This window comes from Labrenzia sp. 5N, assembly GCF_012395805.1.
Classification (GTDB): Bacteria; Pseudomonadota; Alphaproteobacteria; order Rhizobiales; family Stappiaceae; genus Roseibium; species Roseibium algicola.
On record NZ_JAAZTM010000011.1, the window covers coordinates 96191 to 120579 of the forward strand.

Genomic DNA, 24389 nt, shown 5'->3' on the forward strand with positions numbered 1-24389 from the left:
CCTTCAGGCCGGATCTGGTGTGGGGCTGAGAATCTTTTGCAGGGTGTCTGCAAGTTGAGCATCTGCGAAGGGTTTCGCCAAGACCGGAAATTCACAGGCGCATTCCTGTCCTGCAAGGTCGGACCAGTCGGCGTAACCTGACATCAGTGCAATGCCCAGATCTTGACGCTTCTGCTGGATCTCGCGCGCGAGCGCCAGCCCATTGATCTGCCCCGGCATGATGATGTCACTCAGCACTCCCCGCAATTCGGGAAGGTCCAGCGCCAGGCTTCGGGCGTCTTCCGCGTTTTCGGCTCTCAGCACCGCGTATCCGAGGTTCTGCAACTGGTCCGTCACTGTGTTGGCAACATCCGGGTCATCCTCCACCAGAAGCAGAAGTTCACCCTGACCCGGTTTCAAGGGGAGCGTTTCGCCCTCGTCCGTGTCCCGGCCAGTGGTTGGCGTGATACGCTTATAGGGCAGATAAAGGGTCAGATAGGTGCCGACGCCCAGGGCGCTGGAGATGTGGATCGCGCCGCCTGACTGGCGAATGAAACCATAGACCATGGACAGGCCGAGCCCGCTGCCCGTGCCGAAGTTCTTGGTGGTGAAAAAGGGTTCGAAGACACGCAGTTGCGTGTCCGGATCCATGCCGCCGCCAGTGTCGCCTACGGTAATACGCGCAAACCTGCCGGATGGAATGCCCAGGTCTTCGGCTTCGCGGGTGTCCAACTCGCATGCATCCAAAGTGATGGTCAGCGTGCCGCCTTCCGGCATCGCATCGCGTGCGTTGAAGGCCAGGTTGATCAGCGCTGTTTCCATCTGCGTCGGGTCGATGCAGGCGCCGATTTCCTTGTCCTGAGCGGTAGTCGTCACGTCGACCGAAGGCGGCAGGGAACCTTCCAGCAACCGGCCGGCACTGGCGATGACCTTGGCAAGCGACACATTCTGGGGATCGATCGCCTTGCCACGGCTGAAGGCAAGCAGGCGCTGGATCAGATCCGAGCCGCGCTTGGTCGCTTCGAGCATCGGTGACAGCTTGCTGTCGAGGGTTTCCCGGTCGAGCGGCGTTTCCATACGCCCGAGAGACAGAAGATTGCCCATCAGGATCGCAAGCAGGTTGTTGAAGTCGTGGGCGAGCCCGCCGGTGAGTTTGCCGACGGCATCCATGCGCTGGGACTGCACAAGCGCTGCTTCTGCCTGCTTCTGGTCCGTGGCATCGAGCGAAAGCACAAAAATGCCCAGGGTCCTGCCGTCCTTGGTCATGTCCGGAATGAGGGTCGAGCGCATGTAGGCGGTACTGCCGTCCGAACGATTGCGCTGATATTCGTAGCTGACGGCATTGCCTTCAAAGGAGCGGTTGATATGAGGCTCCAGCTCCTTGAACAGCTCCTCGCCAACCACTTCCGGTGCCGGCCGTCCCGCGATCGAGGCAACCGAGTGGCCGAACCAGTCGGCGTAGCGGCGGTTGGCGAAGCGGAAGACGGGGCCGGGAGACAGATAGGCAATCAGGGCCGGGATGTTGTCCGTCACCAGACGGAGCCAGTCTTCCGACTGCTGCAGTGCCCGCGTGCGCTCTTCCACCGTTCGTTCCAGCTTTTCCTGCCGGCGGCGATCCTCGGTGACGTCGGAATAGGTTGTGACGAAGCCTCCCTTCGGCAGGGGGGTGCCTGAAACGGCGATCACCTGGCCATTTGGACGGATGCGTTCGAAATAATGCGGTTCGAACAGCTTGGCCCGTTCCAGTCGGCGCTGGATCTTGCCTTCGATATCGCCGGGGCCATATTCGCCGCGTTCGGCGTTGACGCGCAGGAACGCTTCCAGATGTGTGCCACGACGAGCCAGTTCCTGAGGAAAATCAAGCATTTCCCAAAGGCCACGATTCCACGCGACAAGTCTGAGATCGGCGTCGAAGGCCGAAAAGCCCTGATTGATGTGGTCAAGCGCGGCCTGCATCAGATCGAGCTGCGTCTTGAGCTGTTGTGTCTCCTCCATGGGGTGAGAGTAAGCCCGAAAAGCAGGTTTGACCATTCATCCGAGAAGAGAATGGCAGTCCTTGCTGACAAGACCCGGCGGGGGGCACGTGCAGGCCGAAAAACTTCGCCTTTCATGATATGCTGGCCAAGTATTTTTGACTTTGTTTTTCCTGCGATGGAGGGATCCATGCAATTAAAGAAACTTGATCCGAGGCTGCGCCGGTATGCGGCCGAGGCAGAACTGAAATCATTTGACGACAAAACCGCCCTCGACACCTTTCCGTCCGCTCCCGCGTCCCTGGAGAGCACTTCGGCTGTGTCGCCGCCGCTTGGGGAGGTCCGGCGCGTTCTGGTCGAACTGCAGGCGAATCAACCGCCCGCGGCCTTTGCTGACTTTCATTGGGTACATGTGGCCGGGAAGATCTATTCCGTCTCGCTTCCGATGAACAGGCTGGTGGAGCTGCATGCGCATCCGTCGGTGGAAACTGTCGAAGCCGGGCGGCGCTGGTTTCCGATGCTCGAAACCTCCCTTGCCGAAACCAGGGCGAACACGGTCCATCAGGGCAGTACCGGTGTCCCGGGCCGCACAGGGGCCGGTGTTCTGGTGGGCATCATCGATTACGGAATGGATTTCACGCTCGACGATTTCCGCAAGGCGGACGGCACCACAAGGCTGGCCTTTCTCTGGGACCAGCGCCTCGACGCCCGTCCGGGCGAGAGCGCGCCGGATGATTTCGCCTATGGCGTGGAGTATGGGGCCGACCAGATTGACCAGGCGCTGAATGCGTCTGATCCGTTCAGTGTTGTCCGGCACAAGCCGGATGCGGCTTCGCACGGCACACATGTTGCGGGAATCGCGGCAGGCAATGGCAGATCGCACGATTCCGACTTCGCGCAAGGAGCGCATCTTGGAGCAGCGCCCGAAGCCACGCTGATTTTTGTTCAGCCGGATACGCGCGACGGGTCCGGCACATTTACCGATTCCAGCCACGTGGTCGATGCAGTTGCCTACATCATGAACAAGGCGGATGCGCTTGACATGCCCTGTGTCATCAACATGAGCCTCGGGCAGAATGGCGGTAGCCATGATGGGGAGAGCCTTGTCGAAAGGGCGATCGACCGTCTGCTGGAGCCTCTGGGGCGGGCGTTCGTGAGTGCGGCGGGAAATGAACATGTCTGGCATGGGCATGCCGCCGGAATCATCAAGACGGGCGAAAGCCGGGAACTGCGCTGGAAAACGGGTGGTGGCATGCCTTTGCCCGATGGCACCATCACCCAGACCGGAACGGACAGGACGTCGAGCGAGCTGGAGATCTGGTATTCGAGTGTCGACAGGTTTGCCGTGACACTGACTGCACCGGATGGAACACAGTACGGGCCGGTCACCCCTGGTAAATCCCTGCTTCAGGACGAGGTCTTTATCGATTCGGAGCGCTTTTCGAGCTTGAACGGACAAGCGCGGATCTACATGCAACTGGAAGCGCCATTCGGGCTCGGGATGCTGAGGTCCGGTGTCTGGACCTTGAAACTGGAGGCACTGGAAGGAGAAAACGGCCGGTTCGACGCCTGGATCGAGCGTGATCTGCGTGACCGGGACAACAATTATGCCGATCAGTCTTTCTTCCAGGGAGGCGATTTCGACCCTGTCCGCACGCTCGGCACTCCGGCAACAACACGCAGGGCAATTGCGGTTGCCAATTACAGCCACTATTCACTTTCGCCGGCGGCTTCCTCCAGCCGCGGGCCCACACGCGACAATCGGAACAAGCCAGAGGTTGCCGCGCCTGGAACAAATATTGTTGCGTCCTGCGCGCAAGGCGGGCGGAACAACGGCAACGGCGGGGTCCACCCGATGCGTGTGCTGAAATCCGGCACCAGCATGGCTGCCCCGCATGTTGCCGGTATCGTTGCCCTGCTGTTTCAGGAAGCGCGCTCCTTGTCGGCGCCCCAGATCGCAAACATCCTGATGGCGACGTCGGACAATCCGGACGGCATACCGGGGTTCGATGTTGCCTGGGGCTTTGGCCGGGTGAACGCGGCGCGTGCCCTGCGGCTGCTGCGCGATCCCGATCAGCCGGGGCGCACCGATGCGGTGATTTGAGCCTTCTGATGTGAAAAACAGGATGCGGCGTCGTTAGCGCCGCATCGCACCGCCGACCTGGATATAGGTTACAGCGGTATCCTCAGCGAGCGAGTTGAGGTTTTCTGCAGTGACGAGCAACGTCATCAGGTGGCTTTGAGGGCTCCAGGACAACAATTCAGGGGCGCCCGCGCTGGTAGTGCGCAAAGCCAGATCGTCCGGGGTCTTGCCCGGTGCAAGTTCGACCATCGCCTTCATTTGCGCGGAGGGATCGTTTCTCATGATCGCCTTGCGCGCCTGCGGGCTGAGTTTCATCTGCCTGAAGTCCATACCTGGAATATAGCACTGCGCTGCCGGTCTTCAAAACCGGGTCAGCGTTTCCGATGCCCCAGTTTTGCGGCCTTGGCCATCTCGGCCCGTTTTTGCGCGTAGTTCGGTGCAACCATCGGGTAATCCGCGCTCAGGCCCCATTTGCGACGATACTCGGCGGGGGTCAGGTTGAACTTCGTCTTCAGGTGGCGTGTCAGAAACTTGAATTTCTTGCCGTCCTCGAGACAGACGATGAACTCCGGAGTGACCGAGTGCTTTATTGGCACAGCCGGCACGAGGGGAGCCCTGAATACGGTCGGGGTGTTGTTGGTCGCGGTTTCCAGGGCAACGTGGACATCCAGAATCAACTCGATCAGATCCTGCTGCGGGACCGGGTTGTTCGTCACATAGTTGGAAACAATTCCCGCGGTGAGCGCCATCAGGTTCGGCGAATCGAAGCTCTCGCCTTCTTCTGGTTCAGCCATGGGAGTTCCTTTTCCGAAATTGGGGACTGGAGAGGGCCGTGGGCGGGGCGGTGCCGGGCGCGCAGGCAAACCGTGCCAAATAGATTTGTTTTACGACTTCGCTTTTCAAGTAGCGATCACGTTTTTATCAAATAAAAAAATGTATGAGGAAATTTCGCCGATTTGGGAAACCGGAGAGTTTTCCATTGGCGCAATCTCAACTGTAGTTCTCAAGAAATACTGGACTAAAAATTCTGGTTGTTCCAAAAACCGCTGAAATCTGCAGGAAAAATAGACAAAATCGAAAATGCTATTTCTTCTCTATAGAAAAACTTGCTTTTCAAAACTGTAAACTGAACAGTGTAGTCATGAAATTCGCATCTGCAGCAAAAGCAAATGTAAGAAAAACAGCATAAATAAACACAAAGTATTTAAAGTAGTGCAAGGGCGGGGGATATGGGGATGCGGTTTCGGGAGTTCAAGGGCAAAAATGAAAAAGTGAAAAATTGTAAAAAATGTTGGATTATCAGTGTGTTGCAAAAATATGACTCCAAATGCCAATGTGCGCCAGAGAAAAATTCTGGCTTGAATTCCGGCGTCGGAACTGGCTTTTTGATGCGGAGACGGCCAACGGGGTGCAAGTAAACGCTTGTTGTTGGTAGTCTAAAGGTTAGTTTGAAGGGGTCGCGTTAAAGTATTCGAATCCGTTCCTTCAGCCTTCCGACTGAATTTGAAACTGGAGTAATGTAATGAAACTCAAGAGTTTGATGCTCGGCGCGGCCGCAGCTGCTGCTGCAACCACCGCCCAGGCGGCTGACCTTCCGGTCGCTCCGGAGCCGGTCGACTATGTTCGCGTTTGTGACGCATACGGCGCGCGCTTCTACTACATCCCGGGCACAGAAACCTGCCTCCGCGTTGGCGGCCGTGTTCGTACCCAGGTTGTCGTCAACAACGTTCTGGAAGACGGTGCCTTCAGTGACCGTGATTCCGACGGCTACTCCTGGCTGTCTCGCGGCTACCTGTACCTGGACGCTCGCACGGCTACCGAATTCGGTACCCTGCGCACCTACGTGTCCATCTACTCCACCGTGACCAACGGCGAAAACAGCACCACGCTGGAAAACGCCTACATCCAGTGGGGCGGTCTGACAGCTGGTCGTCTGACCTCGAACTTCGACATCTTCACCGGTCAGGCCTTTGTCGGTGTCGTGGATCGTGACTGGTCCGACGTAACGTCCAACCAGATTGCCTACACCGCTGCTTTCGGCAACGGCTTCTCCGCGACCATCGCTCTGGAAGACCGTTCCGATCGTGAATATGGTGATTACGGCGGGACCCGTGCTCCGGACTTCGTTGCCGCTCTCGGCGTTTCCCAGGGCTGGGGTTCTGCACAGCTGTCCGGTGCTCTGCACCAGGTTTACCCGGATGCAGCTGCCAACCGCACCAACAATGGTGGTGAAGACTCCCTGGGTTGGGCAGTCGGTGGTGGTGCTGCCATCAACCTGCCGATGCTCAACTCCGGTTCGAACATCTTCTTCCAGGGCTTCTACGCTGATGGCGCACTGTCCTACATCACCACGTATGACGGCGTAGCCGACTACAACGGCGACGACACCTCCACCGGTTACTCGCTGTCTGCTGGTGCCTACATCCAGGCAACTTCCACGATCGGCCTCGCGCTTGACGGTTCCTATGCCGACATCGATGCCGCAACTGGCCTGAACGACGTAACCCGTTACGCAATCGACGGTTCGGTTCAGTGGGAGCCGGTCTCCGGCTTCGTCATGGGTGCAGACGTTGGTTATGCAAACACCGACATCGACACCCAGGGTGACCAGGACGAACTCCTCTTCGGTGTTCGTATGCAGCGCACCTTCTAATCTTACGGTTAGACTCTGACTGACTAAAAATGACCTCCAGTCAGTCAATCGGCCCGGCAGACTCCAAACTGCCGGGCCTCCCCCGTTTTAGGGCACCCGCAGTCGCCAAGAGGAAAAGCGCCGTGTCTGCTGTGCTGTGGTTTCCGCGGCAACACCGAGCCGGTGCGACTGAAAATTCTTTGCCTCTCCAATTGAAAAGACGTGCGACGCCAGAATGTTCTCGGCTAACATTCGCGGTATGCCAAAGTCTGAATACAAAAAGAAAAATCCGACGGTTCAGGACGTCGCCCGCGCTGCCAATGTGTCGACGGCAACTGTCAGCCGCGTGTTGACGACACCCGACAGGGTATCCGCGGAAACCCGGCGCCGCGTGTCGGAAGCGGTCGAAAAGACCGGCTACGTCCTCAATCATGCCGCGCGCAATCTTCGCCGCCGGGACACGGGAACGATCGTTGCGCTCGTTCCGGACATCGGCAATTCCCACTTTTCGAACATTCTCCAGGGCATTGAAACGGTCTGCGCGGAAAGACAGCTGAAAGTGCTGATTGCCGACACGCGCAAGCCGTCCATGTCGCATTCGAGCCTGAGTGACTATTTCAGCAAGAACAATTGCGACGGGATCGTTATCCTGGACGGGCATTTCTCGATTTCCCGAATCAGATCTTCCAATCCCAAGTCCCCGCCCATCGTGCTGGCCGGCGAATGGAGCGACGATCCGGCGGTGCCAATTGCCGTTGTCGACAATCTGATGGGGGCGGATCTGGCAGTGTCGCACCTCCTCGAACTGAAGCACTCGAATATCGGCCACGTAACGGGCCTCCTGTCGCACAAGCCGGGACGGGACCGGCTCGACGGATTCCGGGCCACGTTGGGCGGTGCGGGTCTCGATCCGGCCAGTGCCTGGATCTTCGAGGGGGACTACACGCTGGAAGCCGGCGTCAGGGCCGCAAAGGCATGGCTGGACCTGCCGAACCGTCCGACCGCCGTCTTTTGTGCCAGCGACCGGTCCGCCTTCGGCTTCATTTCATTCCTGAGCGAAGCCGGCATCCGTGTGCCGCAAGATGTTTCGGTTGTGGGGTTTGACGACATCGACATTGCCGGCCATTTCGTGCCGCCACTGACAACAATCCACCAGCCTCGCCGGGCAGTTGGCGAGCAGGCTGCGAAACTGTTGCTCAACCTGCTGGGTGGTGCAAAGCCGGACAACGGCAGCGTTCAACTGGAGCCCTGGCTGGTGGTTCGCAAGAGTGCAGTTGAGCTGGTCTAGGCATCAGCCATTCGCACATGCAGCGCAAATGAAACAATTCGACACGATTGAAACATATTGCTGAAAATCCGCCGTCCTAGCCTGATTTTCAACGGGTTGGGACAGCGTCCTTCTTCGCCTTTAACAATTTACCGGTTGAAGGTTCGGTCGGCACGGCGTTTCATAGCCCCACAGGAAACGACCCTGGAAAACCGGGGCGCCTTCTAAAGGGAAGAAACATCTATGGTAGGGTCGGCCAGCGCTACATCGCGCGGGGAGGACACCTTTCCGAAGATTCTCATGCGCAACGCGCAAGTCTTCGGAGACCGGACGGCGTTCCGGGAAAAGGATTTCGGGATCTGGCAAAGCTGGACCTGGTCCGAGGTGTGTGAAGAAATCCGCGCATTCTCCATCGGATTGAAATCTCTGGGCCTGAAGGCTGGAGACAAGATCGCCATCGTCGGTGCGAACCGTCCAAGGCTCTACTGGGCGATGGTTGCCGCCCAGGCACTCGGGGCCGTTCCGGTGCCCGTCTATTCGGACAGTGTCGCCGAGGAAATGGCCTTCGTGCTCGGCCATGCCGAAGTCACCTTCGCGGTGGTCGAGGATCAGGAGCAGGTCGACAAGCTCCTGTCGATGGCGGACGAGGTAAAGTCGCTCACCGAGATCATCTATGATGAAGTGCGCGGCCTGCGCGACTACGATCATACCCACCTGCATGGCTATTCCTCGGTACAGGAAAAGGGACGCGAGCTGCTAGCGGCAACGCCGTCCCTGGCAGCCGAGTGGGAAGCCGGATTCCGTGACGCCAAGGGCTCAGACATTGCGGTGATGCTGTACACTTCAGGCACCACCGGGAGACCGAAGGGCGTGATGCTGTCCTTCGACAATCTCGTCATTTCGGCGCGCAACGGTAACAAGTTCGATCATCTGGACGAGACCGAAGAAGTGCTCGCCTACCTGCCGATGGCCTGGATCGGCGACCACGTGTTCTCCCTGGCGCAGGCTTTCACGGCGGCCTACTGCGTCAACTGTCCGGAAAGCATGGACACGATCGACGTGGACCGGCTTGAAATCGCGCCGACCTATTTCTTCGCACCGCCGCGTGTTTTCGAGAACATGCTGACCCGCATCATGGTGCGCATGGAAGATGCGGGTAAAACCAAGCGTGCGATCTTCGACTATTTCATGGAAGTCGCCCGCAAGGTGGGCGAGAAGATCCTGAATGGCGAAACGGTCGGCCTGAAGGACCGGATGCTTTACGCCCTCGGCGAGTTCTGCGTCTACGGACCTCTCAAGAACCGCATGGGTCTCACCCGCATGAAAGTCGGCTACACGGCCGGCGAAGCCATCGGGCCGGAGATCTTCCGCTTTTTCCGCTCGCTCGGCCTCAACCTCAAGCAGCTCTACGGCCAGACCGAGGCCAGCGTCTACATAACGCTGCAGCCGGACGGCGAGATCTACGGCGATACGGTCGGCAAACCTGCTCCCGATGTCGAGCTCAAGATCGCCGACAGCGGTGAAGTGATGTATCGCTCGCCGGGTGTCTTCGTCGGCTATTTCAAGAATGACGAGGCTACTGCCAGCACCAAGACGCCGGACGGCTGGGTGCATACGGGTGATGCCGGCATCATTGCCGAGAACGGCCACCTGAAGATCATCGACCGCGCCAAGGATGTGGGCAAGCTCAACGACGGGGCACTGTTCGCGCCGAAATACATCGAGAACAAACTGAAGTTCTTCCCGAACATCAAGGAGGCGGTCGCCTTCGGTCATGAGAAGGACATGGTGGGGGTTTTCATCAACATCGATCTGACGGCGGTCGGCTCCTGGGCGGAACGCAACAACGTCAACTATGCCTCCTACCAGGAACTTGCCGCGCATCCGGATGTCTACGGCATGATCGAAAGCCATGTCGATCAGGTGAACCGGGACCTTGCCCGTGAACCGATGATGGCGGGTGCGCAGATCAAGCGGTTCCTGATCCTTCACAAGGAACTGGACGCGGATGATGGTGAGCTCACTCGCACGCAGAAGGTTCGCCGGAGCTTCATCGCCGAACGCTATGGTCCACTGATCGACGCGCTTTACGACGGATCCACCTCCAAACATGTGCGTACGGAAGTAACCTTTGAAGACGGCCGCAAGGGCGCAATCGAAGCCACCGTCGAGATCCGCGACATGTCCACCCATGACGCCGGAGCGGGCGTACAGGAGGCCGCCGAATGAACGCGATCGTTTCCGACAAGACACTGTCGCCGAATGGCGCGCAGGAACCGGCAGGGCGCGAGGTGCTGCTGCGGGTCGATAACGTGTCGCTGTCCTTCGGCGGCGTAAAGGCGATCACCGACATTTCGTTCGACATCCAGAAGGGCGAGATCCGCGCGATCATCGGTCCGAACGGGGCCGGCAAGACGTCGATGCTCAACGTCATCAACGGATTTTATCATCCGCAGGAAGGCACGATCACCTGGCAGGGTCAGGTGCGCCGCAAGATGAAGCCTTACGAGGCTGCCAGCCAGGGGATTGCCCGGACCTTCCAGAACGTGGCGCTTTTCAAGGGCATGACCACGCTGGACAACATCATGTCCGGCAGAACTCTGAAGATGCACAAGAACTTCTTCTGGCAACTTCTGTGGCGCGGCCCCGCGGAGCGCGAGGAAATCGAACATCGGCGCAAGGTCGAGGACATCATCGATTTCCTTGAAATTCAGGCAATCCGCAAGACACCTGTCGGGCGCTTGCCTTACGGGCTGCAAAAGCGGGTCGAGCTTGGCCGCGCGCTGGCGATGGAGCCGGACCTGTTGCTGCTCGATGAGCCGATGGCCGGTATGAACCTTGAAGAAAAAGAAGACATGAGCCGGTTCATCATCGACGTGAATCAGGAATTCGGCACGACGATCGCCCTGATCGAACATGACATGGGTGTCGTCATGGATCTCTCCGACCGGGTGGTCGTGCTCGACTACGGCAAGAAGATCGCCGACGGGCCACCGGAGGAAGTGCAGGCCAGCCAGGCCGTTATCGACGCTTATCTCGGTGTGAGCCACTAGGAGGGACGAACCATGCTCTACGACATTTTTATCGATCCCTTCGTACAGATGTACCAGATGCCGGATTTCTTCCTGCAGGTCCTGTGGGAAGGTTTCGTCGCCGGAATTCTGTATGCGCTGATCGCGCTGGGTTTCGTGCTGATCTTCAAGGCCTCCGGCGTGTTCAACTTCGCCCAGGGCATCATGGTGGTGTTCGCCGGCCTGACGCTGGTGGGCCTCAACGAAAACGGCGTGCCCGCCTATCTGGCACTGATCCTGACCATCGGCGTGATGGGGGTTCTGGCATACGGAGTGGAACGGGTGGTCATGAGACCCCTGGTCAACCAGCCCGAAATCATCCTGCTGATGGCGACCATCGGCCTGACGTATTTCCTCGTCGGCTTCGGTGAATTCGTCTTCGGCGGCGAGCCCAAGCAGATGATTACCGAGCAACTGGGGCTTCCAACCGGCTCGACCGCGTTCGAATTCGGTGACCGGGGTCTCGTGATCCTGCAGCATATCGATATTGCCGCAGCCGTGATCGCGGTGGTGATGGTGACGGCGCTCGGCATCTTCTTCAACAAGACGCGGATCGGCCGGGCCTTGCGGGCCGTTGCTGACGACCACCAGGCCGCCCTTTCCGTCGGCATCTCTCTCAACCAGATCTGGGCGATCGTCTGGTTCGCGGCAGGCCTCGTGGCCCTGGCGACCGGCATCATGTGGGGCGCGCGGTCCGACGTGTCCTTCGCGCTGGAAATCGTAGCGTTCAAGGCGTTGCCGGTGCTGATCCTCGGCGGCTTCACGTCGATCCCGGGTGCCATTGTCGGCGGCCTGATCATCGGCTTCGGCGAGAAGATCGGCGAACTGTACTGGGGTGGTCTTGTCGGGGGCGGGATTGAATCCTGGCTCGCCTATATCATCGCCCTGATCTTCCTTCTGTTCCGGCCACAAGGCCTCTTCGGCGAACGTATCATCGAGCGGATCTAGGGATATCTGACCCATGTTTTATCGCGAAGCTGGCCAATTCAAGACGAGCTACAAGGCGGATCAGGCGCTGTTCCCGATCCTCCAGGACCGCGTCGGCCTGGCCGTCATTCTGATCACGGCATTTGCAGTCATTCCGGCCCTTGCCAACGACTTCTTCCTGACCTCCATCATGATCCCGTTCCTGGTGTTTTCGCTGGCGGCGATCGGGCTGAACATCCTGACCGGGTTCTGCGGACAGTTGTCCCTGGGAACCGGTGCGTTCATGGGGGTCGGTGCCTATGCCGCCTACAAGCTGACGTCGATCTTTCCCGATGCCAATGTCATCGTGATGGTTCTGGTATCCGGCGTGTTCTCGGCTGCCATCGGTGCGGTCTTTGGACTGCCGAGCCTGCGCATCAAGGGGCTTTACCTGGCGGTGACGACGCTCGCTGCGCAGTTCTTCCTGGAATGGTGCTTCATCCGTATTCCGTGGCTCTACAACTACAACGCCTCCGGCGCGATCGAAGTGCCGCGCCGCGAAGTTTTCGGCATCATCGCCACGGGGGCGGAAGCAACGCCGCTGGCACGCTACTTCATCGTTCTCGGTATCACGGTGCTGATCGCCTTCCTGATGGCGAACGTCCTGCGCGGCCGGATCGGCAGGTCCTGGATGATGATCCGCGACATGGACATTGCGGCTGAACTCATAGGCGTTCGCCCGCTGCAGACCAAGCTGATGGCCTTTGCCGTGTCGTCCTACATCTGCGGCGTGGCCGGTGCGATGATGGTGTTCTTCTGGCTGAATGCCGCCGAGCCGTCGTCCTACTCCATCCGGTTGTCCTTCCAGGTGCTGTTCATGGTGATCCTGGGCGGCCTGGGTAGCCTCGGCGGAGCCTTCATGGGAGCCGCCTTCATCTGGATCCTGCCTGTTGTTCTGAAATTCGTACCCGGCCTCCTCGGCATCGATCTGGCCGCGGAGACCGTGGAGCACGCGACCTTCATGATCGTTGGCGCTCTCATCATTTTCTTCCTGATCGTCGAACCGCACGGCTTTGCGCGGCTCTGGCAGATCGCGAAGCAGAAGCTCAGGGTCTGGCCGTTCCCTTACTAGGGGCTGCCAGCCTTTTCGCCCGCCATCCGGACATGGACCGATCCGGTGAGGAATGGCGCAACCGGTCCGGCGGTATTCATTTCGATGCCGCGTGGGAGGAGAATATGAAAAGCATTAAGCAATTTGCGCTGGGAACCGCTGTTGCGCTCGGGGTCGGTCTCTCCGGCGCCATGACGACCGCGGTCCAGGCACAAGATACCAACTATGTGCCGCTCCTGACTTACCGGACCGGGCCTTACGCGGGCTCCGGCATCCATATCGCCAACGGCATGCATGATTACCTGCAGATGCTGAACGAGCGCGATGGCGGCATCGGTGGCGTCAAGCTGGCGCTGGAAGAGTGTGAAACCGGTTACAACGCCCAGAAAGGCGTCGAGTGCTACGAAGCCACCAAGGGCAAGGGCGCGCTGGTCTACAACCCGTATTCCACCGGTATCACGCTTCAGCTGATCCCCAAGGCCGGTGTCGACAAGATCCCGGTTCTTTCGATGGGCTACGGCCTGTCGGCTGCCGCTGTCGGTTCCACGTTCCCGTGGATCTTCAACGTGCCGGACACCTACTGGGACGGCGCTTCCGTGGTCATCAAGTACATCGGTGAGCAGGAAGGCGGTCTTGAAAACCTCAAGGGCAAGAAGATCGGTTACATCTTCCTTGACGCCGGTTACGGCCGCGAACCCCTGCCGCTTTTGGAACAGCTGGCCGAAAAATACGGCTTTGAGCTGCTGCAGTACCCGGTTCCGGGTGCGGAAATGCAGAACCAGTCTTCACAGTGGCTCAACGTACGCCGCGACCGTCCGGACTACATGATCATGTGGGGCTGGGGCGCGATGAACCCGACCGCCGTCAAGGAAGCCGTCAAGATCCGCTTCCCGATGGACAAGTTCATCGGTGTGTGGTGGTCCGCAGGTGATGACGATGCTGCCGCCGGCGGTGAAGGTGCCAAGGGCTACAAGGCACTGAACTTCTCCGGTGTCGGCGCCGACTTCCCAGCTCTCGATGACATCAAGAAACACGTCATCGATACAGGCAAGTCCTCCACCGATGCGGAGACGATCGGCAGCACGCTCTATAACCGTGGCGTCCTGAACTCGGTCATCATCGCGGAAGGCATTCGCAGCGCCCAGCAACTGACCGGCAAGACTGTCATCACGGGCGAAGACATGCGTCTTGGTCTCGAGGCTCTCAACCTGGACGAGGCTCGTCTGGCTGAGCTCGGTCTGAAGGGCTTTGCCCATCCGATGAAAGTGACCTGCGATGACCACGCCGGCAGCCATCCGGTGTTCATCCAGGAGTGGGACGGCAAGAAGTGGCGTCAGGCTTCTGACTGGATCGAGCCGATGACCGATGTGGTCCGTCCGCTGCTGGAAGCAGCCGCTGCGGAATACGCAGAAAAGAATGCGCCGTGGCCGGCGCGCACCGAACCCTGCCCGAACTGATAGGCAGTCCGCTCCGCCGCGCCGCATAAACGTGCGGCGGAGCAACCAGGGAGAAGAGGGAATGGCATTGCTGGATGTAGAACAGCCTGGTTCGCAGGGCGCTCGGGATGCTGCCGGGACAATCCTGTCGGTCAACAATATCGAGGTCATTTATGACCACGTGATCCTGGTGCTGAAGGGCGTGTCGCTGACGATTCCCAAAGGCGGGATCGTGGCGCTGCTCGGCGCGAATGGAGCGGGCAAGACGACCACGCTGAAAGCGATTTCGAACCTGCTTGGTGCCGAACGTGGCGAAGTGACAAAGGGCAAGATCCTTTTCGATGGCGAAGAAGTCCAGGCGCTGTCGCCAAACGATCTGGTTCGCCGGGGATGCATCCAGGTGATGGAAGGCCGGCATTGTTTCGGTCACCTGTCCATCGAGGAAAACCTGCTCACGGGCGCCTACACCCGCAAGGACGGGTACAGCGCCGTGAAGGCGGACCTGGAGATGGTCTACAATTATTTTCCGCGTCTGCGCGAGCGGCGTGGCAGTCAGGCGGGTTACACTTCCGGCGGCGAACAGCAGATGTGCGCTATCGGCCGTGCCCTGATGAGCCGGCCGAAGATGATTCTGCTGGATGAACCGAGCATGGGGCTGGCGCCTCAGCTTGTGGAAGAAATCTTCGAGATCGTCCGCCAGCTCAACCAAAAGGAAGGCGTGTCCTTCCTGCTTGCCGAACAGAACACCAACGTGGCGCTGAAATACGCGACCTACGGCTACATTCTGGAATCCGGCCGCATTGTGCTCGACGGCGACGCCAAGGCGTTGCGCGAGAACGAGGACGTCAAGGAATTCTATCTGGGCGTTGGCGGCGAGGGCCGTCGGTCGTTCCGGAATGTCAAACATTATAAGCGAAGGAAGCGCTGGCTGGCCTGACGGGGTTTCAGACACAGGGCCGAAACAGGCGGAGACGACCATGAGCGACATTCAGTTTGACGCGCGCGAGCGGCAAGACGCCGCTCAGCGCGAACGGGATCTTTTTGCCCGATTGCCGGATCTTCTGGTCCATGCGACAGGCAAATCCTCCGGGTGGGCCGCACATCTGGACGGATGCGATATTGCTGGCGTTACTGACCGGACAGCGCTTGCGGGACTGCCGGTTCTGCGCAAGTCGGACCTTCTGGAAAAGCAGCGGGCACAGCCGCCCTTCGGCGGATTTCTGGCAGGTGAGCTTTCCGGTGCTGCAAGGGTTTTCATGTCGCCAGGACCTATCTGGGAACCGCAGGCGCCCGGGCTCGATCCCTGGAACGGTGCGCGAAGTCTGTTCGCAGCCGGTTTCCGCAAGGGCGATGTGGTTCTCAATGCGTTTTCCTATCACCTGACACCGGGCGGCTTCATTCTGGATCAAGGTGCCATTGCACTTGGATGCACGGTGTTTCCCGCCGGCGTTGGCAATACGGACAGTCAGGTCGAAGCGATCGAGGTGCTCAAACCGTCCGGTTTCGTCGGCACGCCGGACTATCTGAAGATCCTCCTCGATCGTGGCCGGGACCAGGGCCGGGATGTCTCCTCCATCAAGAAGGCCCTGGTCTCGGGTGGTGCATTGTTTCCATCCCTGCGCGAGGAATACGAGGCAGGCGGAATTCGTGTCGGACAGTGCTACGCGACAGCGGACCTCGGCGTCATCGCCTATGAAAGCGAGGCAAGGGAGGGCATGGTCGTCAACGAGGACTACATCGTGGAGATCGTGCGCCCGGGCACGGGCGAGCCGGTGGCAGATGGTGAGGTCGGCGAACTGGTGGTCACCAACTTCAACAGCCTTTATCCGCTGATCCGCTTCGCAACCGGCGATCTGTCCAAGATCATTCCCGGACAGTCGCCCTGCGGACGCACCAACATGCGGCTTGCCGGCTGGATGGGACGGGCAGATCAGCGCACCAAGGTCAAAGGCATGTTCGTCGACCCGGCGCAGATCGCGCAGATCGTTGCCGCGCATCCCGAAATCAGCAAGGCCCGCCTTGCCGTCAGCCGCATTGGCGAGGCCGATGCCATGACACTGACCGTGGAAACCGACGCCTCCGGCAACGGCTTGCCGGAACGGGTTGCTGAAACACTGCGTGAAGTGACCCATCTGAAAGGGGACGTCCTGACCGTTGCTCCGGGTGGTTTGCCGAATGACGGCAAGGTGATTGCGGATGAACGGGAGTACGGCTGAGGCTCGAAGCAACGCGCAGGCATGCCTCCGGAGTTAATGCCAGTTTCAGTCTCATCCTGAAGAAGCGCGCAACCGCTATTTCGAAGAATGGGCTGCATACTCCGGAGCAGGTTGCCCATCCGACGGGACGAAGCTGGCGGCTCTCCTCAGGTTGAGGTCTTTTGTTGTTGCACTTCCGCCTGAAATTCGGTGATCTGCCTGCTCAAATCTGCGTATGACAAATGCCGCATTGGCCTCGGCATGTGCTTGGCCTATGTATGGCGTCAGACAGACAGATCGTTTTAGGACCAATCCCGCAGATGACCGTTCAACCGACCGCGCCGATCGCAGCCGACCAGGAAGCCGCATTCAGAAAACTCGACCTGCCGAAGGACCATCCTTCGGTCAAGAGCGGCAAGGTGGGCGTGCTTCTGGTCAATCTGGGCACACCGGACGGCACAGACTATTGGCCGATGCGTCGGTATCTGCGCGAATTCCTGTCCGACAAGCGCGTTATCGAGTGGCCCCGGGCAATTTGGTATCCGATCCTTTACGGCATCGTGTTGATGACCCGGCCGGGAAAGTCCGGCAAGGCCTACGAGGAGATCTGGAACAAGGAAAAGGACGAGTCGCCTCTGCGCACGATCACGCGCAGCCAGTCGGACAAACTGTCCGAGATGCTGGGCGATGCGGACGGCAAGCTGAAGATCGACTGGGCGATGCGCTATGGTCAGCCGTCGATCCCGGACAGGTTGAAGGCGCTCAAGGACGAGGGCTGCGACCGGATCCTGATCTTCCCGCTTTATCCGCAGTATTCGGCAACCACCACGGCGACCGTCAATGACGTTGTCTGCAAGACGCTGTTGAAGATGCGCTGGCAACCGGCGATCCGGACCGTGCCGCCCTATCACGACGACCCAGTCTATGTGACTGCCCTCGCAAAATCAGTTGAGCGGCATCTGGACAGTCTCGATTTCAAGCCGGACGTGGTGCTGACCTCGTACCACGGCATTCCGCAATCCTATTTCAAACGCGGCGACCCCTATCATTGCCACTGCATGAAGACGACCCGTCTCATGCGAGAGGTCCTGGGCTGGGACGCCGAGAAACTGCGCGTGACCTTCCAGTCCCGGTTCGGTCCGGAAGAATGGTTGCAGCCCTACACGGACAAGACCGTCGAACAGCTGGCCAAGGACGGCGTGAAAAACGTTGCGGTGATGAACCCGGGTTTCGTTGCAGACTGTCTCGAGACGCTTGAGGAAATTGCCGGCGAGGCCGGGGAGATCTTCGAAGAGAGCGGCGGCGAGAATTTCAGCCATATCCCCTGTCTGAACGACAGCGATCTTGGCATGGACGTGCTGTCCCATATCGTACGGCGGGAACTTGGCGGCTGGATCTGACCAGCCGCAAATCCACAGGCGTTTAACCTTGCCGGTGGAAAATACTCGTAAAATTTCGCGATACTGCCCATAAGTCACGGCACTGTTTCACGAGCGCCTTAAGTGTTTGTGCGAACAGGGCTAGCGGACGTGTGTCCGTATAGGCTCAACGCCGCGAATACGCTGGAAACGCTCTGGTATTCGGCGCATAGTGACGGTGCTATTTTAGAAAATTACGGGAGACGTATATGCCAATCGCGGGATTTGACATTTTCCTGATCGGCCTTGTCGTGCTGGTCATTCTGGTCTTTTTCGCCGGCGTAAAGACGGTGCCGCAAGGCTACAATTATACGGTCGAACGTTTTGGCAAGTACCGGAAGACGCTAACGCCGGGTCTGAACTTCATCATCCCGTTCATCGACAGGATCGGCCACAAGCTCAACATGATGGAGCAGGTGCTGGACGTTCCGACGCAGGAAGTGATCACCCGCGACAATGCGACGGTGAGCGCGGACGGCGTGACCTTCTACCAGGTGCTCGATGCTGCCCGTGCTGCCTACGAAGTGCTTGGTCTTCAGAACGCCATATTGAACCTGACCATGACCAACATCCGCTCGGTGATGGGGTCGATGGATCTCGACAACCTTCTGTCCAACCGTGATGAAATCAATGCCCAGATCCTGCGCGTCGTTGATGCGGCTGCAGAGCCATGGGGCATCAAGATCACCCGTATAGAGATAAAGGACATCAATCCGCCGCGCGATCTGGTGGATGCCATGGCCCGCCAGATGAAGGCGGAACGCGAGAAGCGTGCCTATATCCTTGAGGCCGAAGGCAAGCGCCAATCGGAAATCCTGAAAGCGGAAGGTCAGAAACAGTCGCTTATCCTGGAAGCGGAAGGCCGCCGCGAATCCGCGTTCCGCGATGCGGAAGCCCGCGAACGCGAGGCGGAAGCGGAAGCCAAGGCAACGCAGCTCGTCAGTGCGGCTATCGCCTCCGGTGACGTTCAGGCCATCAACTATTTCGTTGCCAACAAATATGTCGAAGCGTTCAAGGAACTGGCAACCTCGCGCAATCAGAAGACGCTCATCCTCCCGATGGAAGCGACCTCGCTGCTGGGGGCCTTGAGCGGTATCGGCGCCATTGCCAAGGAAGCGTTCGGTGAAGACGGCTCTTCCAAGCGGTCGTCCGCGCGCATTCCCAATACAAGCAGTGATCAGGGAGATCAGAACCGGTGAGCCTGATTGAAAGCACGATCGCGGCCCTCGGGCCCTGGAGCTGGTTCGTTCTGGGGCTTCTGCTGCTGGGACTCGAGATCCTGGCGCCTGGCACGATTTTTCTCTGGTTTGGCCTGTCGGCGCTTGTCGTCGGTGTCGTGGCTCTGTTGTTCGATTTCGCCTGGCAGGTGGATGTTGGGCTGTTCCTCGTGCTGTCACTCGTCAGCCTGCTGATCGGACGCCGGCTGATGCAGAAGCTTGCGTCGGAAAAGGGCGATCCGGGCTTAAACCAGCGCGGCAGCCGTTATGTCGGCCGGGAATTCACCCTTGCTGCGCCCTTGAACGAGGGTGCCGGAAACCTGTCCATCGATGACACGATCTGGCGCATTACCGGACCGGACATGCCGGCTGGCACGAAAGTTCGTGTCGAGGCAATTGACGGGGCGCGGCTGGTGGTCTCGCGGGTCAGCTAGATCTCACCGGCATCGTACGCGTTTCCTTTGCAGGGAGCTGTTACCGCACGGGAACTAAAGTTTGTGGCCGGCCGGCAGCGGCGGTTCTTCAGCCTTGAGCAGAATGCCGATCCTGCGGTTTGCCGCCAGGTAGGGGTCGTTGGGGAACAATGGTTCGGTGTCGGCCTTGCCGACCACTGAGTAGAACTGATTGTCCGGCACGCCGTATTCGGACAGGATCTGCCGGGCAACATTGGCGCGTTCGCTGGACAGCTCCCAGCCGGTATAGCTTGGATCGATGGACTGACGGCCGGCAGTCGTGTGGCCTGTAATCTCGATGCGATTTGGCATCTGCGACAGCACCGGTGCCATCTTGGCGATCAGGCGGCGGGTGGTCTCGTAAGGATACTTCGAGCCTTCCCGGAACATTGAGCGCCCGTCCTGATCGACGAGCATGATGTTCAGTCCGTCCTCGGATTCTTCCAGAATGATGTTGCTGGAAATCTCGGTGATTTCCGGCATCTCCTGCCAGGCCTGGCGCAGCGAGGCGGCAGCCGTCGCGAATTGCCGCGGTTTTTCGATATCGGCTTCCAGCGTGTCGTGCGTGTTGGCTTCCGGGCCCTGTTTGCGCCGCTGTTCATGGCGCACCTGGGAGAAGTCGGAATCCATCTCCTGTTCGACCTGGCTGATATCCTTCATGTAGTCGCGGATCGGAATGCCCTCGACCTCGATGATACCGGTCTTGCGGGACGTGTCTTTCACACCGAAGGCTTCGCGCATGGACCCGGCGACCACCTGAAGCTTTTCCTTGTCCTGAATGGAAAAGGAAATGATCAGAACGAAGAAGCAGACGAGCAGGGACATCAGATCGGCAAAGGTCACCAGCCAGTCCGGTGCGCCGCCGCCGCCTTGAGGTTTCTGTTTCTTTGCCATCGCGCTGTGGTCGCTCTTTTGTCAGTTCCGGATCAGACTTGGTACGATCGAATGCGATTGAGCCCTTACCAATCGCTTCCAGGGTTGGCGAACAATCTGCCCGGGTTCATCTGAACGCTTCCTGCTCTAGGCCGCGTCCGCCAGTTCGGCGCGCAATTTGTCCGGCAGGTATGCAATCAGCATTTCCTTGATCAAGGCCGGGCTCTTGGATTCGCGGATCTGGCAAACACCGTCGATGATCAGCGTCTGGTTGAGATCGTCGACGTCGAATTTCGCATCCAGCTTGTCCACCAGAGGCAGACAAAGGATGTTGGAGATCAACGCGCCGTACAGGGTCGTCAGAAGGGCGACGGCCATGGAAGGCCCGATTGCCGCAGGGTCGTCCATGTTGGCAAGCATCTGCACCAGGCCGACCAGCGTCCCGATCATGCCGAAGGCGGGAGCGGAATCGCCAAGTGCCTTGAAAACGCGCTTGCCTTCCGCGAGCCGGGAAAGCTGCAGGTCGCGCTCGCGTTCCATCGATTCCTTGATGAATTCCAGCTCATAGCCGTCCGCAATATATTGCACACCCTTGGCAAGGACCGGATCGGAGACGTCCACGTTCTCCAGGCCAAGCGGGCCGGACTTGCGGACGATTTCACCCAGGTTGCTGATTTCGGTAATCAGGTCGCGAGGGCTTGCGTTCTTGCCCGCAAGGGCAACCTTGAAGCCCGTAACGAAAGCAGTGGCGATGTCGGAGAGCTGGAAACGGATAAGGGTCGCAGCCAGACCGCCGCCGATCACGATCAGCATCGACGGCACATCGATGAACTGGCCGAAACTGCCGCCAAGGAAAATAGCGGTCGTCACGATGCCGAAAGCACCCACAATGCCGATTAATGTCGCCAGATCCATTCTGTACACACACCAAGGTCTGCGGCGTCAAGCCGATGAAACTTTGGGGCAGTGTAAGAGGCTTATGGCTAATCAAATCCTAATGACGCGCCACTTGCGGGCCGGAAAAGAAACTTTTTCGACCCCGTGAGGCAATATTGCCTGCTTCGGTGAAAGATCAGGCTGCGCCGATGCGAAGAAGATCGTGCAGATGGACAATACCGACGGGGCGACCGTCCTCGATCACGAACACGGAGGTGATCGACAGGCTGTTGGCCAATTCAAGAATTGAAGCCGACAATGTGTCCGGAGAAACGGTCTTTGGAGCACGCGTCATGATTTCACCGGCGGATTTTGCCAGGAGATTTGACGAAACATGGCGGCGCAAGTCACCGTCGGTGATGATGCCGATCAACTGTTTCAGTTCGTCGACGACACCCAGCACACCGAAGCCGCGCTGGGTCATCAGGACGATGCCTTCGCTCATCGAGGTGTTTGCGGACACCAGCGGCATGCGTTCGCCGGTGTGCATGATGTCCTTGGCCGTTTTCAGGCTGGCGCCCAGGCGGCCGCCCGGGTGGAACACACGGAAGTCCTGCGCGGTAAACCCACGTCCTTCCAGAAGAGCCACAGCGAGTGCATCACCGACGGCCAGCTGAATGAGGGCGGAGGTTGTCGGGGCGAGGCCATGCGGGCAGGCCTCGGTGACAGCAGGCAGGTTCATGACGATATCAGCTGCACGGCCGAGGGTGCTGTCCTTGCGCGAGGTGATCGCGATCAAGGGCACCTTGAAGCGACGGGTGTAGCTGACGATGCCTGCCAGTTCCTGAGTTTCACCCGACCAGGACAGGGCGATCACGACGTCGTCTTCGGTGATCATGCCCAGGTCGCCGTGACTGGCTTCACTGGCATGAACGAAGAAAGACGGCGTTCCCGTTGACGCAAGGCTTGCTGCGATCTTGGTGCCGATATGACCACTCTTGCCGATGCCGGTGATGACAACGCGTCCCTTGCTCTTTTGAATGAGATCGAAGGTCTTCTGGAACGGGATGGCAAGTCCGTTCTTCAGCGCTGCGCGAACGGCACTCAGGCCGGCAATTTCGGTTTCCAGGGTCCGCTCTGCGGAGACGAGGCACAGGGACGTCATGTCTGTATTTTCTTCGGAAACCGGGTCGCGCAGAACGGTGGTCATGAACATAATTCTTTTTTTATTTAGGATCGCCTAGCTCTATGCCAGTCGCCGACGGGGATCAAGAACCCGTGATCTATTAAATGCATTAGATCAGGTGACTTTATGTAACTTTGTGTAACCTTCCAAATTGCGAAAAAGAAACGAAGGATTAACCATCATTCGTCAGGTTGGACCGGACATTCCACGTCGACTGGTCCCGGAATTCATGCGCAGCTTTCTGCCTCTGATCACTTTTCTTGCCGTTTTGCAGGCCGTTTCCGCGGCTGCACAAACGACGCTTGACGATTTGCGTGGATCGGACGACCCAGGTGGTGCGCAAGAATCAGCAGACCCTTCCGATCAGGCAGCCCAGGCGGCAGACCGCAGTCCTACGCAGGCAAATGTCTTTTCCCTTCGTTCGACACTGAATTCGGCAACGGCGGAAACCGGATCGAGCGGCCTTGGAACCAATGGCAGAGCCACTCCTGTCAGGCCATTTGCCGACAGGATTGCAGCTGTCGACAGGGCGGTTCCTCTATCGGACAGCGGTATCGACGACAGCGTTTTTGGCGGAGATACGACCTTCGATGCGGCACAGGGGATCCGGCTCGGGTCCTTCACGCTGACGCCCCAACTGACCGTCTCGACAGGTTGGACCGATAACCGGTCACAGGCGGCAGACGGAACCTCTGGCAAGTTCTACCGGATTTCTCCCGATGTTTCGCTGACCTCGAACTGGTCACGCCATCAGCTGGACACGTCGCTGCGAGGTTCCTTCACCGGATATCCCGGTGATACCGACGACAACGAGGCGAATGTCTTTGCGGCGGCAAACCTGCGGCTCGACATCAGCGAAGCGACACAGGTCACGACCAGTATATCCTACACGCTCAGCCAGGAGGACGACGGCAGCGCAGAATCGGCTTCCGGGACCGACTACGATCACGAACTTTCGGGAAGCCTAAGTGGTACGCGCGCAGTCGGCATCGTTGCCGCAACAGCTTCGCTCGGCGTCGACCGGAATTTCTATACGTCGGAAAGCGGCTCGGAATCCGGACGCAACAACACGCTCTACTCCGCCAGTCTGCGGCTGGACGGCAATACCGGCAGCGTGTTTTCCCCGTTCGTCGAGGGGGCGCTGCTTCTGCGGCGCTATGACGATACCTGTAGCGACGCCTTGTGCGAAAAACGAAATGCCAATGGCTATCAGGTCATGGGTGGTGTCACCATCGCATCCGGCCCCAAACTGACCGGGGAACTCGGTGCGGGGTGGCGGATCGAGGATATTGAGGATGAGAGGCTTGAAAACCTGTCAGGCCTGATTGCCGACGCCTCCCTGGTCTGGTCACCAAGCCGCCTGACGACGGTTACCGCTGGTCTTGGCACCTCCTTCGAGGCGACCGATATCGACGGTGCCAGCGGTTCGATCATCTACTCCGGCGACCTGCGCCTCGCTCATGCCTTCAGTGATCGTCTGGTGGGCGAGACCGGTGTCGGTTACAGTTACCGGACCTATGAAGGTGTTTCGATCGAAGAGCGTACCCTGACAGGGTTTGGTGGTCTGACCTTCGCTGTGACGAAGAACATTGCGGTAACGGCGGATTATACCCATCGTCGTTTCGACAGTTCCCAGCAGGGGAACGACTATTCCGAAAACGCTGTTGAAGCCGGGTTTAGATTGCGGCATTAACGTCACGGTAACCAAATCAAC

General features: G+C 58.9%; 20 protein-coding genes. 14 read left to right on the forward strand and 6 right to left on the reverse strand.

The window, feature by feature from the left end:
• Positions 1–3: 3 nt before the first annotated feature.
• On the reverse strand, positions 4–1974 hold the full coding sequence (locus HEP89_RS11615; protein WP_168692095.1) for a PAS-domain containing protein: 1971 nt from the start codon (positions 1972–1974) through the stop codon (positions 4–6).
• Positions 1975–2142: 168 nt separating this feature from the next.
• Here HEP89_RS11615 and HEP89_RS11620 point away from each other — a divergent pair, with 168 nt between their 5' ends.
• Positions 2143–4056, forward strand: coding sequence for a S8 family peptidase (locus HEP89_RS11620; RefSeq protein ID WP_209014614.1), 1914 nt, complete (start codon positions 2143–2145; stop codon positions 4054–4056).
• A 33-nt stretch (positions 4057–4089) separates the two neighbouring features.
• Here HEP89_RS11620 and HEP89_RS11625 read toward each other — a convergent pair whose 3' ends face one another.
• Positions 4090–4350 carry a hypothetical protein gene (locus HEP89_RS11625; protein ID WP_168692097.1) on the reverse strand — a complete coding sequence of 87 codons (261 nt, stop codon included), beginning with the start codon at positions 4348–4350 and terminating at the stop codon, positions 4090–4092.
• Between the two features lie 56 nt (positions 4351–4406).
• Positions 4407–4829, reverse strand: coding sequence for a MucR family transcriptional regulator (locus tag HEP89_RS11630; RefSeq protein WP_023003602.1), 423 nt, complete (start codon positions 4827–4829; stop codon positions 4407–4409).
• Positions 4830–5557: 728 nt separating this feature from the next.
• On the opposite strand from HEP89_RS11630, the gene HEP89_RS11635 reads away from it, so the two are divergent.
• The 12 genes from HEP89_RS11635 (at position 5558) to HEP89_RS11690 (ending at position 19722) form a co-directional block, all read left to right on the forward strand.
• A complete protein-coding gene (locus HEP89_RS11635) occupies positions 5558–6688 on the forward strand; it encodes a porin (RefSeq protein WP_023003600.1) in 1131 nt (376 codons plus the stop codon).
• A 238-nt stretch (positions 6689–6926) separates the two neighbouring features.
• Positions 6927–7955 carry a LacI family DNA-binding transcriptional regulator gene (locus HEP89_RS11640; RefSeq protein WP_023003596.1) on the forward strand — a complete coding sequence of 343 codons (1029 nt, stop codon included), beginning with the start codon at positions 6927–6929 and terminating at the stop codon, positions 7953–7955.
• Between the two features lie 222 nt (positions 7956–8177).
• Positions 8178–10163 carry an AMP-binding protein gene (locus HEP89_RS11645; protein ID WP_055661165.1) on the forward strand — a complete coding sequence of 662 codons (1986 nt, stop codon included), beginning with the start codon at positions 8178–8180 and terminating at the stop codon, positions 10161–10163.
• The gene (locus HEP89_RS11650) at positions 10160–10987 is read left to right on the forward strand and encodes an ABC transporter ATP-binding protein (RefSeq protein WP_168692098.1); all 828 of its coding nucleotides are present in this window, start codon (positions 10160–10162) and stop codon (positions 10985–10987) included. Before HEP89_RS11645 ends, HEP89_RS11650 begins: the two co-directional genes overlap by 4 nt.
• Before the next feature lie 12 nt (positions 10988–10999).
• Positions 11000–11953, forward strand: a complete 954-nt coding sequence (locus tag HEP89_RS11655) for a branched-chain amino acid ABC transporter permease (RefSeq protein ID WP_023003590.1) — start codon at positions 11000–11002, stop codon at positions 11951–11953.
• A gap of 13 nt (positions 11954–11966) precedes the next feature.
• The gene (locus HEP89_RS11660; RefSeq protein ID WP_023003588.1) at positions 11967–13043 is read left to right on the forward strand and encodes a branched-chain amino acid ABC transporter permease; all 1077 of its coding nucleotides are present in this window, start codon (positions 11967–11969) and stop codon (positions 13041–13043) included.
• Between the two features lie 104 nt (positions 13044–13147).
• Positions 13148–14479: an ABC transporter substrate-binding protein gene (locus tag HEP89_RS11665; protein ID WP_031270547.1), complete on the forward strand. Its 1332-nt coding sequence runs from the start codon at positions 13148–13150 to the stop codon at positions 14477–14479.
• A 61-nt stretch (positions 14480–14540) separates the two neighbouring features.
• Positions 14541–15395 (forward strand): ABC transporter ATP-binding protein, encoded by an 855-nt coding sequence (locus tag HEP89_RS11670; protein ID WP_023003584.1) that lies wholly within the window; start codon positions 14541–14543, stop codon positions 15393–15395.
• Positions 15396–15435: 40 nt separating this feature from the next.
• Complete coding sequence (locus HEP89_RS11675) at positions 15436–16674, forward strand: AMP-binding protein (protein WP_077291732.1); 1239 nt, start codon at positions 15436–15438, stop codon at positions 16672–16674.
• Between the two features lie 299 nt (positions 16675–16973).
• A complete protein-coding gene (gene hemH / locus HEP89_RS11680; protein WP_023003580.1) occupies positions 16974–18053 on the forward strand; it encodes a ferrochelatase in 1080 nt (359 codons plus the stop codon).
• A gap of 227 nt (positions 18054–18280) precedes the next feature.
• Positions 18281–19270, forward strand: a complete 990-nt coding sequence (locus HEP89_RS11685; protein ID WP_168692099.1) for an SPFH domain-containing protein — start codon at positions 18281–18283, stop codon at positions 19268–19270.
• Positions 19267–19722 carry an NfeD family protein gene (locus tag HEP89_RS11690; RefSeq protein ID WP_077291733.1) on the forward strand — a complete coding sequence of 152 codons (456 nt, stop codon included), beginning with the start codon at positions 19267–19269 and terminating at the stop codon, positions 19720–19722. Before HEP89_RS11685 ends, HEP89_RS11690 begins: the two co-directional genes overlap by 4 nt.
• 54 nt (positions 19723–19776) lie before the next feature.
• Here the strand turns inward: HEP89_RS11690 and HEP89_RS11695 are convergent, their stop codons facing one another.
• The 3 genes from HEP89_RS11695 to HEP89_RS11705 all read right to left on the reverse strand — a co-directional run bounded on the left by HEP89_RS11695 (position 19777) and on the right by HEP89_RS11705 (position 22699).
• Positions 19777–20634 (reverse strand): flagellar motor protein MotB, encoded by an 858-nt coding sequence (locus HEP89_RS11695; RefSeq protein ID WP_023003573.1) that lies wholly within the window; start codon positions 20632–20634, stop codon positions 19777–19779.
• Positions 20635–20760: 126 nt separating this feature from the next.
• Entirely contained in the window at positions 20761–21528 is a 768-nt protein-coding gene (locus HEP89_RS11700) for a MotA/TolQ/ExbB proton channel family protein (RefSeq protein WP_168692100.1), read from the reverse strand.
• 157 nt (positions 21529–21685) lie between these two features.
• The gene (locus tag HEP89_RS11705) at positions 21686–22699 is read right to left on the reverse strand and encodes a KpsF/GutQ family sugar-phosphate isomerase (RefSeq protein WP_023003569.1); all 1014 of its coding nucleotides are present in this window, start codon (positions 22697–22699) and stop codon (positions 21686–21688) included.
• Positions 22700–22904: 205 nt separating this feature from the next.
• Between HEP89_RS11705 and HEP89_RS11710 the strand changes: the two genes are divergently transcribed.
• Positions 22905–24368 (forward strand): outer membrane beta-barrel protein, encoded by a 1464-nt coding sequence (locus HEP89_RS11710; RefSeq protein WP_168692101.1) that lies wholly within the window; start codon positions 22905–22907, stop codon positions 24366–24368.
• Positions 24369–24389 lie beyond the last annotated feature (21 nt).

Excerpts from the sequence above, each read along its gene's own strand:
- HEP89_RS11685 (WP_168692099.1), top strand. The coding sequence starts at position 18,281 with ATGCCAATCGCGGGATTTGACATTTTCCTGATCGGCCTTGTCGTGCTG.
- HEP89_RS11615 (WP_168692095.1), bottom strand. The coding sequence starts at position 1,974 with ATGGAGGAGACACAACAGCTCAAGACGCAGCTCGATCTGATGCAGGCC.
- HEP89_RS11635 (WP_023003600.1), top strand. The coding sequence starts at position 5,558 with ATGAAACTCAAGAGTTTGATGCTCGGCGCGGCCGCAGCTGCTGCTGCA.
- HEP89_RS11705 (WP_023003569.1), bottom strand. The coding sequence starts at position 22,699 with ATGACCACCGTTCTGCGCGACCCGGTTTCCGAAGAAAATACAGACATG.
- HEP89_RS11710 (WP_168692101.1), top strand. The coding sequence starts at position 22,905 with ATGCGCAGCTTTCTGCCTCTGATCACTTTTCTTGCCGTTTTGCAGGCC.
- HEP89_RS11700 (WP_168692100.1), bottom strand. The coding sequence starts at position 21,528 with ATGGATCTGGCGACATTAATCGGCATTGTGGGTGCTTTCGGCATCGTG.
- HEP89_RS11695 (WP_023003573.1), bottom strand. The coding sequence starts at position 20,634 with ATGGCAAAGAAACAGAAACCTCAAGGCGGCGGCGGCGCACCGGACTGG.
- HEP89_RS11670 (WP_023003584.1), top strand. The coding sequence starts at position 14,541 with ATGGCATTGCTGGATGTAGAACAGCCTGGTTCGCAGGGCGCTCGGGAT.
- HEP89_RS11660 (WP_023003588.1), top strand. The coding sequence starts at position 11,967 with ATGTTTTATCGCGAAGCTGGCCAATTCAAGACGAGCTACAAGGCGGAT.
- HEP89_RS11620 (WP_209014614.1), top strand. The coding sequence starts at position 2,143 with ATGCAATTAAAGAAACTTGATCCGAGGCTGCGCCGGTATGCGGCCGAG.
- HEP89_RS11630 (WP_023003602.1), bottom strand. The coding sequence starts at position 4,829 with ATGGCTGAACCAGAAGAAGGCGAGAGCTTCGATTCGCCGAACCTGATG.
- HEP89_RS11650 (WP_168692098.1), top strand. The coding sequence starts at position 10,160 with ATGAACGCGATCGTTTCCGACAAGACACTGTCGCCGAATGGCGCGCAG.
- HEP89_RS11665 (WP_031270547.1), top strand. The coding sequence starts at position 13,148 with ATGAAAAGCATTAAGCAATTTGCGCTGGGAACCGCTGTTGCGCTCGGG.
- HEP89_RS11640 (WP_023003596.1), top strand. The coding sequence starts at position 6,927 with ATGCCAAAGTCTGAATACAAAAAGAAAAATCCGACGGTTCAGGACGTC.
- HEP89_RS11675 (WP_077291732.1), top strand. The coding sequence starts at position 15,436 with ATGAGCGACATTCAGTTTGACGCGCGCGAGCGGCAAGACGCCGCTCAG.
- HEP89_RS11655 (WP_023003590.1), top strand. The coding sequence starts at position 11,000 with ATGCTCTACGACATTTTTATCGATCCCTTCGTACAGATGTACCAGATG.
- HEP89_RS11645 (WP_055661165.1), top strand. The coding sequence starts at position 8,178 with ATGGTAGGGTCGGCCAGCGCTACATCGCGCGGGGAGGACACCTTTCCG.
- HEP89_RS11625 (WP_168692097.1), bottom strand. The coding sequence starts at position 4,350 with ATGAAACTCAGCCCGCAGGCGCGCAAGGCGATCATGAGAAACGATCCC.
- hemH (WP_023003580.1), top strand. The coding sequence starts at position 16,974 with ATGACCGTTCAACCGACCGCGCCGATCGCAGCCGACCAGGAAGCCGCA.